This is a genomic window from Lysinibacillus sp. fkY74-1 (assembly GCF_053165895.1).
Genome location: NZ_CP170173.1, coordinates 2,716,109 through 2,729,185, shown reverse-complemented (window position 1 = coordinate 2,729,185; position 13,077 = coordinate 2,716,109). Strand labels below are relative to the sequence as shown.

The following is a 13,077-nucleotide window of genomic DNA, read 5'->3' as shown; positions in this document are numbered from 1 at the left end:
GGCAAAAAATGATGAAGCTCGGGAAAGTATTTTTCGCTTCTACTAAATAAGAGTATAATTTAATAGGAAGAAACTCTGAATGATAAGATTGGAGCAAGATAATGAACGAGCAAATATTAGATTGGATTACACGCTTTCAAAGGGATAAAGATATTGAAGCTCTCGCTCATTTAAAAAAATATTGTTTTCGGATGATTGAACCTTTAATTGTGGAATTTACATGTAAGCATGGTAAAGAAGCGGGAGAATTATTGCGTTTAAAATGGGATAAACGATTTTATTTTATTTTTACAAAATATCAGGTGAATGTAGGGCTTCCATTAGATACATTTGTCCACAATACGTATCGTTTTTATTTCATGCAAGAATTAAAAAAGGCTGGCTATTAGTAATCCATTAAAAACGGTGAATGCTCGAAAGATCACGTTCGTTTGTGATTATTTGGGCAGTGCTGTAAAAAATAGCGGGGAATAAATAGAATCCCTTGATTTGTGTATATGCAAATCAAGGGATTTTTTTATTGATAGAGCAAATCTTCTGCTAGGTGAGTGAAAATTTCACCAATAATTGTATCTGCATCATACACGGAGGAGCCTGTATTTTCTTCAGGTTGAGCAAAAGGAATATGTGCTAAAACATTCGTATTCAGTAATTCGGCTAATTGCTCAGCCCCACCTTGTCCAAAAAGATAGTTTTTTTGACCATCTGCCCCTTCAAAATAGGCCATATTTTCGACGACGCCAAGTATGGTGTGTTTGGTATGTTGAGCCATTAAACCTGCACGGGAAGCAACGTGAGATGCAGCAAGATGTGGTGTTGTAACAATAATCTCCTGTGCTTGAGGGATCATCGCTGCCATATCAATTGCCACATCACCTGTACCTGGAGGCAAATCAATGAGGAGATAATCTAAATCTCCCCAATGTGTGTTGACTAGGAAATTTCGAATCCATTTGTTAAGCATAGGCCCACGCCACATGACAGGCTGATTGTCATTTGTAAAAAAGCCCATCGACATGATTTTAACACCATGAACCATCACAGGAATTGCAGTTTGGTCCAGCATGGTTGGTTTTTGGTCAACATTCATCATCGTAGGTATACTGAAGCCGTAAATATCTGCATCTAAAATACCGACACGTTTTCCAAGACGGGCAAGAGCAACAGCTAGGTTGATGGTTACGGTAGACTTACCAACACCACCTTTACCACTAGTTACTGCGATAAATTGAACGCCAGAATGGGGCAACAGCATTTTGGGCATACCTGTGTCTGTCACCTTTTCTGCTTGTAGAGAGGCAGTTAAGGTGCGACGTTCCAGTTCGGTCATTGCCCCAAAGCTAATGACAACAGGGGAGACACCGAGCGTTTTTAACGCCTCCTCCACATCCTGTTGGATTTTTGCCTTTAAAGGGCAGCCAGGAATAGTCAAAATGATATCAAGCGATACTTGTGTACCGTTGATTTGAATATTTCGCACCATATTTAAGTCTATGATACTTTGGTGAAGCTCTGGATCTTCTACCTGTTTCAAGGTGTTTAGTATATTTTCTTTCGTTAACATGAAGGCACCACCTAATCTTTCAAGCCTTTGCCAAGTCCTTTTAAGAAATGGACACCAAAATTGAGTGCACGATTAACATCTGGATCATTTAACATTTTAACTAGCTTAAAAGCACTCACTTTTTCATCAGTCTCTAGAGCTTTATTGGCTTCGTCCACTCCAGCATGTAAGCCTTCAATAAGTTTTGCTGTTGTTTCAGGATTTAGCTCTGTCAAGGCTCCTGCAACACCCATCAAATTATTAATAATATTCGTCACAGGCTTTCGTGTTAATTGTCCAAGTGCTATATGAGCCACATCCTCTTTCGCTTCAAGTAACTTAGTAGCGGCTTCTAATGCACCAATATCATTTAATTCTGACATAATGGTAAATACTTGCTGAACTGCTTCTTCATGTTCAGAAAGTAATTGTTTTAGATTGTCTATTTTTTGTTCTTTTAGTTGTTCTTCCGTAAATGGTTGCTTTTTTATGTTTGTAATCGGGACAGCCATGCTCTCACTCTCTTTCATTAGTAGTTGTTAAGTGAACGTAGCCAGGACGATTCCATTTCCGTTGTACCTCGACGCCATTTTGAGGATGGCGCTTTTTATAACGTGGGTTTGTTCGAGGAAGTGGTGATTTTCCTTTTGCTTTTAGCACTTCTACTCGGACTTTCGTTTGTTTATAAGCAGGTGTTGACGTATTCACATCTGCGGCTGGACCTGTTAAGAAATTAATAGCTGAATCCTTGCTAACAGAGTTCATTGGTAAGAATAACTCGTTACCTTGTACACGATCTGTGACAAGAGCATTTAGCTTTAATGCACCATATGGCGATACTAAGCGTAGTAGGGCTCCATCCTCAATGCCTCGTTCTTTCGCTAATTCTGGTGATACTTCTACGAAAATCTCAGGAACTTTTGATTGTATACCCTTTGATTTATTCGTTAAGTTGCCTTCATGGAAGTGTTCAAGCATACGTCCGTTATTAATATGGCAATCATACTGTGCCTCAAATTCAACTGGTTCCACCCAGTCATTTAATGCAAAGCGTGCCTTTTTATCAGGGAAGTTAAATCCGTCCTCATAGAGTAAAGGTGTATCTTTCCCATCATGACTACCCCAGCAGAAGCTACCCCAGCCTTCCAGTACATCGTAGTTTGCTTGTGAGAAAAGGGGAGATAGGCTAGCCATTTCATCGAATATATCGCTTGGATGATTGTAATGCCAGTCAGCACCTAGACGACAAGCGACTGCTTGCAGGATTTCCCAATCTGCCTTTGACTCTCCCAGCGTCGGTAAAACCTGATACAGTCGTTGAACGCGACGTTCTGTATTAGTGAATGTACCTTCTTTTTCGAGTGAAGGAGCAGCTGGTAAAATAACATCCGCATATTGTGCCGTACGTGATAGGAAACAATCTTGGACCACAAAGAAGTCTAATTGGGATAGAACTTCATCTACATGGTTAGCATTACAGTCGACAAGTGCCATATCTTCACCTACCAAATACATTGCTTTCATTTTACCTTCCATAATCGCATCTAACATTTGCATATTATTACGACCTGGTTGTGGTTGAATATTAACACCGTATGCTTTTTCAAATTTAGCTCGCGCTTCATCATCTGTTACTTTTTGATAGCCTGGCAATAGATTCGGTAGTGTACCCATATCACAAGCGCCTTGAACATTATTATGGCCGCGAAGAGGGTAGGCACCTGCACCTGGACGACGGTAGTTACCAGTTGCTAAAAGTAAATTAGAAATGGCAGCTGACGTATATGAACCACCTGTATTTTGTGTGACACCCATACCCCAAAGAACGCAAGTCCCGTCTGCCTCGCGAATCATTTCTGCCACCTGAATTAAGGTTTCTTTTGAGATACCAGTCATTTCTTGTGCATAATCAAGTGTGTATTTTTCAAGAACTTGTTTGAACTCATCCAAGTGTAGGACATTTTTCTGAATGAAGGCTTCATCATGCCAACCCTGATCCATCATATACTTGGTTACTGCCATTAACCATACTTGGTCCGTACCTTGTTTCGGACGCATGAATATGTCAGAACGCTCAGCCATTTCATGTTTACGTATATCGGCAACAATTAGTTTCTGACCATGTAATTTATGGGCACGTTTGACACGAGTGGCCAAAACAGGATGACCTTCAGCTGGGTTAGCCCCGATAATAATGACAAGACCAGCATTGGCAATATCTTTGATGGTTCCTGCATCCCCACCCATACCTACTGTGCGTAATAAACCGTCCGTTGCCGGTGATTGGCAATAACGGGAGCAATTATCTACATCATTTGTCTCAAACAATTGGCGTGCCATTTTTTGAATTAAGTAATTTTCCTCGTTTGTAATTTTAGAAGAAGAGATAAAGCCCACAGAACCAGGGCCATATTGTTGTTGAATCCCCCCCAGTTTAGCGGCAATTAAATCAAGTGCTTCATCCCAAGAAGATTCCACAAAGGCATCATCTTTACGAATTAATGGCTTTGTAATACGTTCTTCAGAGTTGATGAAGTCCCAACCGAATTTCCCTTTGACACAAGTAGAAATGGCATTTACAGGACCATCGGAAGGTTGTACTTTTAAAATTTTACGATCTTTTGTCCACACTTCGAATGAGCAGCCTACACCACAGAATGTACAGACTGTTTTTGTCTTTTTCGTCCGTTTACTACGCATCGCTGCTTCCACTTCAGAAACAGCAAAGATACCACTATAGCCGGGTTCTACTTCTTTTATCAAGCTAATCATTGGATCTAACATATCCTGTTTAAGACCAGTCATAAATCCAGCCTCTCCAAGCATGGATTTTTCCATTAACGCATTACATGGGCAAACGGTTACACATTGACCGCAGCTGACACAGGAAGAATCATTAATCGCAACGCCGGTATCCCAAATTACGCGAGGTCTTTCTGCTTCCCAATCCAAAGATAGTGTTTCATTCACCTGTAAACTTTGACAGACCTCTACACATTGTCCACATGCGATACATTGATTTGGATCATAGCGGTAAAATGGGTGTGACATGTCCACTTCATGTGGCTCCACTTTTGGTTTGTATGGATACTTTTGATGTTCGATTTCCATTAACTCGGCTGTGTTGTGTAACGTACAATTCCCATTATTATTATCACAAACTGTACAGTACAATAAATGATTTTCAAGAAGACGATCCATCGCTTCTGTTTGCGCCGTTTTTGCTTTGTCAGAGGTTAATAATACATTCATGCCATCGACTGCTTTTGTTGAGCATGATCGAACTAATTGGCCGTTTACCTCAACGATACATGTATCACACGTTTCGATTGGATCGACGGTAGGTACATGACAAATCTGTGGATGAGGGATGTCATGTTGATTAATGGTATCAAGGATTGTAGCGCCTTCTTTTACATCGTACGTTACGCCATTAATATGAATTTGAGTCAAGGTAATTTCCTCCTTTTACACTATGAGACTACTCGGACAACCTGTTACGGCTTAAGACAAAAGGGAATTACAATACGAGCTTTCCAAAAATGATGAAAAGATTGTCTTGCTATCATTGTAATTCCCAAATCGACGTGAAGCTACCTCAAAATAGAGTAATTGTTAGAACATAACAAGTTATCCATGTCTCGGGTTAAAAAATAAAAAAAATCCACCATGAAATGGCACGTCTAAGACATGCTAATACATTCATGGTGGATAAAATTCTTAGCAGGCCTTGCTAAAAACTCAATCAACTTTTATTTTTAGGTCATCATAGAATTCAAATATTTATAAACACTATGCGACTTCTAAGTAGAGGAAGACATAGGGATCAAAATACATAAATTCCATTTGTGCTATTATTATAGCCCTTTCCTGCAAAAGGAACAATATGAATTATCAATATTTTTACATGAGAATAATTATCAAAAATATTTTCTCTTTTATTTTTTTAAAAGTTACTATATGATTAACAAACTGTAAGGGTGACCCCCATAGTGATTGCCTAAAAAAGTATAATGATGATGGGAGAATCGTTACTATGTCTAAAAAAGTTCATGAATTTAACGATATGATTCGTAAATTACGAAAAGAAGTTTTTGGTAAAGGACCAGAACGTATTCATACGGTTTTTGTTGAAAATATGGCTGTCTCCACTTTATATGGGAATATCACTCCAACTGAAAAATTTATTGCGGGTTCACCCGAAGGATTAAAAATGGTTCATGCCGCAAGGACGAGCATGATTCAAGATTTATATGCACAATCCCCACCGGAAGGCATGGAAGAATTAATGGGCAGTAAATTACTCCACTTATTTTCAGATATTAAAATTGAAGAGGATTTTGCGATTTCCGTCTTTGTTTTTGAAAAGCCTATAAGTGAATAAAGGAGGATGCCTTATGGAGAGAGCCGTTACGAGGAAGATTGTGCGAGTTGAAGGGCAGCAAGCGAAGGAAATGGATGATTTAATTGTCTCAGAATATGCTGTGACCGTGAAAATTAATCAACAAGAATTTGTCACGATGGTTTGTACGCCGGAGTATGTCGAGGATATGGTTATCGGTTATTTAGCGTCCGAACGGGTGATCCGTAGTTACGAGGATATTGAGGACATTTGGCATCAAGAACAAGAAGGCTTTGTGCACATTAAAACAAAGCATGTCAATCCTTATTATCAGCAAACACAAAACAAACGCTATATAACATCTTGTTGTGGAATGAGTCGACAAGGCTTTGTTTTTACAAACGATGCTTTAGTAGCAAAAAAAATGGAAGATATTCATGTGCAAATTACTGCTGCGGATTGCTTTCGCTTAATGCATGCCATGCAGGATACTGCTGATATATTTAAAAAAACAGGTGGTGTGCATAATGCAGCGCTTTGCGATGTCAATGGCATTGTTTTAAGTCGCATGGATATTGGTCGCCATAATGCTTTAGATAAAATTTACGGCTATTGTTTACGTCATAATATTAGTATACAAGATAAAATTATTGTTTTTAGTGGACGAATATCATCAGAGATTTTACTAAAAGTATCCAAAATAGGCTGTGAAATAGTATTGTCCAAATCGGCACCAACCGAATTAGCCTTGCAATTGGCCGAGCAGCTTGGTATTACGACGGTAGGCTTTATTCGACAACAAACATTGAATATTTATACACATCCACAACGCATCATCATACCAGCTCAGAATGTACGGAAAGAAGGAGATTAAATGACGGATCTACAAGACCAACTACAAAGACCGTTAAGAGATTTAAGAATATCCGTGACAGATCGCTGCAACTTTCGCTGTCGATATTGTATGCCAGCTGAAGTGTTTGGTCCTGATTATGCATTTTTATCATCTGATAAAATTTTAAACTTCGATGAGATTGAAAGATTAGTCAAAATATTCGTCTCACTAGGTGTCAAAAAGGTCCGCATTACAGGTGGGGAGCCTTTATTACGCCGCGATTTAACGGAATTAATTGCCCGAATTCATCGCCTAGAAGGTGTAGAAGATATCGCTTTAACAACAAATGGCACTTTATTAAAAAAATATGCACAGCCATTGGCACAAGCAGGCTTATCTCGCGTTTCAATTAGTTTAGATTCACTAAACGACGAGCGTTTTTTTGAGATGAATGGACATCGCGGGAAGGTGTCAAATGTGTTAGAGGGTATTGAAAAGGCAGCGGAAGCCGGTTTACAAGTAAAGATTAATATGGTCGTTCAAAAGGGAAAAAATGACCAAGATGTTATAGAAATGGCACGATTTTTTAAAGAAAAACAACATATTTTACGCTTTATTGAGTATATGGATGTTGGAAATTCGAATGGTTGGCGCATGGATGATGTGTTGGCCAAAAAAGACATCGTTGAGCAAATCCATCAGCATTCACCGCTGCGACCGATTGCTCCTAATTATCTAGGGGAAGTGGCGACTCGTTACCAATACAAGGATAATCAAGGGGAGATTGGTATTATATCATCAGTCACAGATTCTTTTTGCACGTCTTGCTCACGTGCACGCCTCTCAGCAGAGGGTAAATTATATACTTGTTTGTTTGCTACAGAGGGGACGGATTTAAGAGAGCTATTAAGATCTGGCCAAGATGATACAGCAATTCTTAATTGTATAAAGAGTGTCTGGACAGAAAGAAATGATCGCTATTCAGACGAGCGGAACGAACAGACGATAGCAAATAGGAAAAAGGCTAAAGTTGAAATGTCCCATATCGGAGGGTAAACATAAAAACAGAAAAAAATCGGCAAGATGCCGAATTTTTTCTGTTTATTTATGCGTAAAGGTACCGCTTTTGCCGCCTGTTTTTTCTATAAGATAGGTTTCTTTAATGACCATCGTTTTATCAACCGCCTTACACATGTCGTAAAAGGTGAGGGCAGCAATGGAGACAGCTGTAAGGGCCTCCATTTCGACACCCGTTTTTCCATTGCATTTGACAGTAGCTTGAATGTGTAGCGCATAACCATTATCGATTTTCTCATAGTCAAATTGCAGATCTGTGCCCTGTAGCATAATAGGGTGGCACATAGGGATGATATCAGCTGTTTTTTTAGCGCCCATAATCCCTGCGATTTGAGCGACTTGTGTAGGATCACCTTTCTTTATACCACCTTGTTGGATGGCCTGATAGACCTCATTGGATAATGTAATGGTACTGCGTGCTATGGCTGTACGCGTTGTTATTTCTTTTTCAGAAATGTCGACCATTTTAGGACGACCTGCTTCGTTCCAGTGGGAAAAATTATTCATTGTTAGACTCCTTTGTCACTGTTTGTAGCCAATCATGTTGAGCGTTGATATTAATAAATGTTGGACAGTTCTCCTTAAAAGGAACATAACATACACGAAGTTGATCTAAAAGCACTTTCATACTCCGTTTGTTTTGTTCCGTCAATTGTTTCGCCATGGGTAATGCCGTGTGGCGATATAGGGCCGCTAATGGCTGATAGTGTAAATTTTGTTTAGGAACAATCGCATCATAAGAATCATTTATATAACCTAGCAGCTCTTCAATAAACGCTGCGTTCATATAGGGCATATCACTGGCGACGACAAAAAACCATTCAATGTCAGGAAAAGACGCTAGAATTTGATGAAGGGCAAAAAGTGGCCCTTGATGCGGCTGCTGTTCAATGATCCATTGCACATTCTCAGATGCAAACCTAGGTTGCAGGCTAGCGTTTGTAGCAATCACCAAAGGATTTAATTGATTTTCTTGGAGGGCATTGAGGCTGTGCTTATATAAGGGTAGTCCTGCAAACGTCTCAAACATTTTCGGTTGACCATATCGAGAGGATTGACCACCAGCTAAGACAACACCAGCAACTTTCATAGGCGATTCAATTCTCCAACGAAATGTTGTATGGTTGGTAAAATAAGCTTGGTCATGGCCAATGTCACAGCGTTAGTAGAACCTGGTAAAACATAGATAGCTGTTTGATGGCGACTACCTGCTGTGGCACGACTAAACATAGCTTTGGGGCCAATTTCCTCATAGCTTAACGTTCGAAATAATTCTCCGAACCCCATCATTTCTTTTTCAAAAAGAGGCAAAATGGTGTCGTAGGTTTGGTCTCTTGGTGTAAAACCAGTTCCACCAGTGACGATAATAGCATTGATGTTGGCATGATTACACCATGTATGAATATGTTCTGAGATATCGAGCGGTTCATCCCTTGTTATTTGGTAGTCCACTACTTCAAAAGTAGCCTCCAAAAGTAAAGAATGAATGCGCTGACCAGCTAAATCCTCTGCCTTTGTCCGTGTATCACTCACGGTTAAAATGGCAGCATGGATGGGTTGTTGAAGATGTGTAGGATGCAAGGTAGAACGACCTCCTTTTCTTGCGTTATGGGAGTTTTTTAATAAAAAATGCTCCATTCATGAAGTGAAGAATGAGCACGAAATAGAAAAAAATTTCTAAGTAAGTTTCACTTTATTATAATGCTATCAATGAAAAGGTCAAACGAAAATTCATAGAAAGAAAGGCAAAATGCTCATGAATAATAGATATTCGAGACAACAATTATTTAGCCCTATTGGACAAGCAGGGCAGCAGGCAATGAAACAAAAACATGTCCTAATCGTAGGGGTTGGTGCCTTGGGCAGTGCTAGCGCAGAAGCACTCGTGCGGGCAGGTGTTGGAAAATTGACGCTGATTGATCGAGATTATGTGGAATGGAGTAATTTGCAAAGACAGCAATTATATACTGAGCAAGACGCACAAGAGAAATTGCCAAAAGTGATCGCAGCCAAAAATCGACTACAACAAATTAACACAGAGGTCGCCATTCATGTCGCCATTATGGAAGCCTGCACAGAATCATTGCTACCGTTGCTAGACGATATAGATGTCATCGTAGACGCCACTGATAATTTTGATGTCCGCTTTCTGATGAACGATCTTGCACAACAGCATCGTATTCCATGGGTGTACGGCTCTTGTGTGAGTAGTTATGGGGCTACCTATACGATTGTGCCAGGGAAAACACCATGTTTACGCTGTTTGCTGAAGGTCATGCCTCAAACAGGGATGACCTGTGATACAGTAGGAATTATTAGTCCTCCTGTCCAAATAGTAGCGGCATATCAAGTAGCAGAGGTGTTAAAATTGCTAGTTGGCGATGACAAGGCCTTACGAAAAAGCTATTTGACGTTTGATGTTTGGCAAAATCAACATTATGAAATCAACGTAGATAAAATACGTCAGGATGATTGTCCAACCTGTGGTCACCACCCTACATATCCATCTTTAGCTTATGAAAATCAAACAAAACTAGAGGTGCTTTGTGGTCGTGATGCTGTACAAATCCGACCGCCAAATCCGGCTCACTATAATTTAGAGCAGTTGGCAGACCAACTTCGTCCCTATGGGGATATTCACATGAATCCTTATTTGCTTTCTTGCCAAACAGAAGAATATCGCATTGTCATTTTTCAGGATGGGCGCGTAGTGATTCATGGAATTCAGGAGATACAAAAAGCAAAAACCATTTACTATCGTTTATTAGGATAAAGGAGTGTGCTAAATGTTGGAAAAGAGACAACCAATTCCAGTGTCGGAAGCTGTACATCGTGTAATGGAATATGCTTTTCAAGCCAAAAAGGAGTTTGTGCCATTATCGCAAGCATATGGTCGCTTTATTGCGGAGGATATTGTCGCCGATCATGATGTACCAGCCTTTGATCGATCCCCTTATGATGGCTATGCTATTCGTTCTATTGATAGTCAGGAAGCGTCCTCAGCACAGCCAGTCATATTTCAAGTCGTTGGAGAAATTGGAGCAGGCTTTGTTTACGAGGACGTAGTCGGATATCGGCAAGCCGTACGCATTATGACGGGTGCGCCAATACCAAAAGGTTGCGATGCAGTTGTAATGCTAGAATTAACCCAAACATTTGAAGAAAATCAGCAAACATGTATGTCGATTAAACGGGCGTATGTAGCTGGCACTAATATTTCCTATAAAGGTGAAGATGTGCAGCAACATACTGTTCTCGTTGAAAGAGGACAATATATTAACCCCGGCATTATGGCATTACTAGCTACATTTGGCTATGCGGAAGTGCCTATATATCGTAAATTGGTGGTGGGTGTCATTGCTACTGGCAGTGAGTTACTAGAGCCAGAGGAATCTTTACAGCCAGGAAAAATTCGAAATAGCAATGCTTATATGATCATGGCACAAATCGAACGAACAGGTGCAGAGGTTCGATACTTTGGCAAATTTAGCGATGATCTTGATTTATGTATTCATATTGTTGAAAAAGCATTACAGGAAGTCGATATTTTATTGACAACGGGAGGCGTTTCCGTTGGAGACTATGATTACTTACCAGCTATCTACAAAGCTATTGACGCAAAGGTATTATTTAATAAAGTGGCGATGCGTCCAGGGAGTGTGACAACGGTTGCTGCTCGTGATAATCAATTATTATTTGGACTTTCTGGTAATCCTTCAGCATGCTATGTTGGTTTTGAGCTATTTGTACGTCCCATTATTCGCACAGCATTTGGCAATCAACAACCGCATGTCCGCAGAGAGCAGGCTATTTTAGGGGCAGATTTTACAAAGCCCAATCCATTTACTCGCTTTGTAAGAGCTCTAGTATACTATGAAAATGGTCAACTAATGGCTGTACCATCTGGTTTTGATAAATCGAGCGCTGTTTCTTCATTAGCGTCAGCTAATGCTTTTATCGTCTTACCTGGTGGCTCTCGTGGCTATGAAAAAAACATGCAAGTAGCAGTTTTATTGCTAGAAGATTTGCAAGGAAGTGAGTGGCCTTGGAACAACATCGAAAAATCATACAGATAGTTGGCTATCAAAATAGCGGAAAAACGACTTTAATGGAGCAATTGATCAAGCACGCCACGAAAGAAGGGCTACGTGTAGGGACCATTAAACACCATGGGCATGGTGGGGCGCCGGTAGAAAATCTTTCAAAGGATAGTAATCGACACGAACAGGCAGGTGCCCGTGTTTCAGCAGTGGAGGGGGGCGGAACATTACGTTTAAGTATTCACCAACATAGCTGGCGGCTTGCGGATATACTTACGATTTATGCTACCCTTTCAATGGATATTATTTTGATTGAGGGATATAAGAGAGAACATTACCCAAAAGTCGTGTTACTACGAACAGCACAGGACCGTGTGTTACTACAACAAATTTCTAATATCCTTTGTGTCATATATTGGCCAAGCTATCCAATTGATCAGAATTTACCGAGCCCAGCCTTTTCTATTTATGAAGATACAGAATATATGGAGTTTTTGTTGAATGAAATGAGGGGAAAACTATGACGACAGCAATGTTTGAAATTATTGATAAGCCGATTGATGTGGAAGAAGTAAGGCACAAGGTACTAAGTCGAAACGCTGGTGCGATAACGCTATTCATCGGAACTGTACGTGAAATCACCCAAGGGAAGAAAACATTGTATTTGGAATATCAAGCATACCCGGCTATGGCAATTAAAATGTTTGAGCAAATTGCACAAGAACTAAAACAGCTATGGCCGGAAGCAGAAATAGCGATTACACATCGTGTAGGGCGATTGGATATTACAGATATTGCCGTAGTCATTGCCGTATCATCCCCACATCGAAAAGTAGCCTATTTGGCAAATGAATATGCAATTGACCGCATTAAGCAGATTGTGCCTATTTGGAAAAAAGAACATTGGGAAGATGGTACGCAATGGATGGGAGATCAATTAGAAAATGTCCCATATCCTGAAGGAAAACCAGCGATAGATGAGGAGGGAAATTGTGATTAACATCTTATTATTCGCTCATTTACAAGAAGTGGTTGGTGCGTCACAGCTATCAGTAGATCTGTCAAATGTGACAGTTGCTCAAGTGAAAGAGTGGATGGAACAGCACTATCCTCAATTGACATTACAGCAGATGATGACAGCCATTAATGAGGAATTTGCAACGGATACTACCATTGTTAAATCGGGCGACACAATCGCCTTTATTCCACCTATTAGTGGGGGATGACGAAAAAGAGGCAG

The 13,077-nt window shown here is 40.1% G+C and carries 15 protein-coding genes; 9 read left to right on the top strand and 6 right to left on the bottom strand.

The features are described from left to right. Positions 1 to 101: 101 nt before the first annotated feature. Positions 102 to 389: a hypothetical protein gene (locus tag ACE1MS_RS13365; protein ID WP_031416182.1), complete on the top strand. Its 288-nt coding sequence runs from the start codon at positions 102 to 104 to the stop codon at positions 387 to 389. A 128-nt stretch (positions 390 to 517) separates the two neighbouring features. Here the strand turns inward: ACE1MS_RS13365 and ACE1MS_RS13360 are convergent, their stop codons facing one another. The 3 genes from ACE1MS_RS13360 to fdhF are packed head-to-tail and all read right to left on the bottom strand — an operon-like array spanning position 518 to position 4,996. Continuing rightward, entirely contained in the window at positions 518 to 1,564 is a 1,047-nt protein-coding gene (locus ACE1MS_RS13360; RefSeq protein WP_099805332.1) for an Mrp/NBP35 family ATP-binding protein, read from the bottom strand. An 11-nt stretch (positions 1,565 to 1,575) separates the two neighbouring features. Next, on the bottom strand, positions 1,576 to 2,055 hold the full coding sequence (locus tag ACE1MS_RS13355) for a DUF1641 domain-containing protein (protein WP_031416181.1): 480 nt from the start codon (positions 2,053 to 2,055) through the stop codon (positions 1,576 to 1,578). A 4-nt stretch (positions 2,056 to 2,059) separates the two neighbouring features. Continuing rightward, positions 2,060 to 4,996, bottom strand: coding sequence for a formate dehydrogenase subunit alpha (fdhF, locus tag ACE1MS_RS13350; protein WP_036216709.1), 2,937 nt, complete (start codon positions 4,994 to 4,996; stop codon positions 2,060 to 2,062). A 583-nt stretch (positions 4,997 to 5,579) separates the two neighbouring features. Here fdhF and ACE1MS_RS13345 point away from each other — a divergent pair. Genes ACE1MS_RS13345 through moaA form a run of 3 tightly spaced genes read left to right on the top strand, consistent with a single transcriptional unit; the run spans position 5,580 to position 7,776 of the window. Then, positions 5,580 to 5,927, top strand: coding sequence for a DUF2294 domain-containing protein (locus tag ACE1MS_RS13345; RefSeq protein ID WP_031416179.1), 348 nt, complete (start codon positions 5,580 to 5,582; stop codon positions 5,925 to 5,927). A 13-nt stretch (positions 5,928 to 5,940) separates the two neighbouring features. Beyond that, a complete protein-coding gene (gene fdhD, locus ACE1MS_RS13340) occupies positions 5,941 to 6,759 on the top strand; it encodes a formate dehydrogenase accessory sulfurtransferase FdhD (protein ID WP_031416178.1) in 819 nt (272 codons plus the stop codon). Next, on the top strand, positions 6,760 to 7,776 hold the full coding sequence (gene moaA, locus ACE1MS_RS13335) for a GTP 3',8-cyclase MoaA (protein ID WP_325881581.1): 1,017 nt from the start codon (positions 6,760 to 6,762) through the stop codon (positions 7,774 to 7,776). Positions 7,777 to 7,821: 45 nt separating this feature from the next. On the opposite strand, the gene moaC is transcribed toward moaA, so the two are convergent. Genes moaC through ACE1MS_RS13320 form a run of 3 tightly spaced genes read right to left on the bottom strand, consistent with a single transcriptional unit; the run spans position 7,822 to position 9,378 of the window. Next, on the bottom strand, positions 7,822 to 8,304 hold the full coding sequence (gene moaC / locus ACE1MS_RS13330; protein ID WP_325881580.1) for a cyclic pyranopterin monophosphate synthase MoaC: 483 nt from the start codon (positions 8,302 to 8,304) through the stop codon (positions 7,822 to 7,824). After that, entirely contained in the window at positions 8,297 to 8,887 is a 591-nt protein-coding gene (locus ACE1MS_RS13325) for a molybdenum cofactor guanylyltransferase (RefSeq protein ID WP_031416174.1), read from the bottom strand. Before ACE1MS_RS13325 ends, moaC begins: the two co-directional genes overlap by 8 nt. Further along, entirely contained in the window at positions 8,884 to 9,378 is a 495-nt protein-coding gene (locus ACE1MS_RS13320) for a MogA/MoaB family molybdenum cofactor biosynthesis protein (RefSeq protein WP_031416173.1), read from the bottom strand. Before ACE1MS_RS13320 ends, ACE1MS_RS13325 begins: the two co-directional genes overlap by 4 nt. Before the next feature lie 175 nt (positions 9,379 to 9,553). Here ACE1MS_RS13320 and ACE1MS_RS13315 point away from each other — a divergent pair, with 175 nt between their 5' ends. The 5 genes from ACE1MS_RS13315 to moaD are packed head-to-tail and all read left to right on the top strand — an operon-like array spanning position 9,554 to position 13,063. Next, a complete protein-coding gene (locus tag ACE1MS_RS13315; RefSeq protein ID WP_031416171.1) occupies positions 9,554 to 10,570 on the top strand; it encodes a thiazole biosynthesis adenylyltransferase ThiF in 1,017 nt (338 codons plus the stop codon). Between the two features lie 16 nt (positions 10,571 to 10,586). Continuing rightward, positions 10,587 to 11,873, top strand: a complete 1,287-nt coding sequence (locus ACE1MS_RS13310) for a molybdopterin molybdotransferase MoeA (RefSeq protein ID WP_325881819.1) — start codon at positions 10,587 to 10,589, stop codon at positions 11,871 to 11,873. Beyond that, a complete protein-coding gene (gene mobB, locus ACE1MS_RS13305) occupies positions 11,837 to 12,361 on the top strand; it encodes a molybdopterin-guanine dinucleotide biosynthesis protein B (protein WP_325881576.1) in 525 nt (174 codons plus the stop codon). Before ACE1MS_RS13310 ends, mobB begins: the two co-directional genes overlap by 37 nt. Further along, positions 12,358 to 12,837: a molybdenum cofactor biosynthesis protein MoaE gene (locus ACE1MS_RS13300; protein WP_031416166.1), complete on the top strand. Its 480-nt coding sequence runs from the start codon at positions 12,358 to 12,360 to the stop codon at positions 12,835 to 12,837. The genes mobB and ACE1MS_RS13300 overlap by 4 nt, the downstream gene beginning before the upstream one ends. Continuing rightward, the gene (moaD, locus tag ACE1MS_RS13295; RefSeq protein WP_012294877.1) at positions 12,830 to 13,063 is read left to right on the top strand and encodes a molybdopterin converting factor subunit 1; all 234 of its coding nucleotides are present in this window, start codon (positions 12,830 to 12,832) and stop codon (positions 13,061 to 13,063) included. Before ACE1MS_RS13300 ends, moaD begins: the two co-directional genes overlap by 8 nt. Positions 13,064 to 13,077: the final 14 nt, after the last annotated feature.

Excerpts from the sequence above, each read along its gene's own strand:
- fdhD (WP_031416178.1), top strand. The coding sequence starts at position 5,941 with ATGGAGAGAGCCGTTACGAGGAAGATTGTGCGAGTTGAAGGGCAGCAA.
- ACE1MS_RS13365 (WP_031416182.1), top strand. The coding sequence starts at position 102 with ATGAACGAGCAAATATTAGATTGGATTACACGCTTTCAAAGGGATAAA.
- moaC (WP_325881580.1), bottom strand. The coding sequence starts at position 8,304 with ATGAATAATTTTTCCCACTGGAACGAAGCAGGTCGTCCTAAAATGGTC.
- ACE1MS_RS13360 (WP_099805332.1), bottom strand. The coding sequence starts at position 1,564 with ATGTTAACGAAAGAAAATATACTAAACACCTTGAAACAGGTAGAAGAT.
- ACE1MS_RS13345 (WP_031416179.1), top strand. The coding sequence starts at position 5,580 with ATGTCTAAAAAAGTTCATGAATTTAACGATATGATTCGTAAATTACGA.
- ACE1MS_RS13325 (WP_031416174.1), bottom strand. The coding sequence starts at position 8,887 with ATGAAAGTTGCTGGTGTTGTCTTAGCTGGTGGTCAATCCTCTCGATAT.
- ACE1MS_RS13315 (WP_031416171.1), top strand. The coding sequence starts at position 9,554 with ATGAATAATAGATATTCGAGACAACAATTATTTAGCCCTATTGGACAA.
- ACE1MS_RS13300 (WP_031416166.1), top strand. The coding sequence starts at position 12,358 with ATGACGACAGCAATGTTTGAAATTATTGATAAGCCGATTGATGTGGAA.
- moaA (WP_325881581.1), top strand. The coding sequence starts at position 6,760 with ATGACGGATCTACAAGACCAACTACAAAGACCGTTAAGAGATTTAAGA.
- ACE1MS_RS13355 (WP_031416181.1), bottom strand. The coding sequence starts at position 2,055 with ATGGCTGTCCCGATTACAAACATAAAAAAGCAACCATTTACGGAAGAA.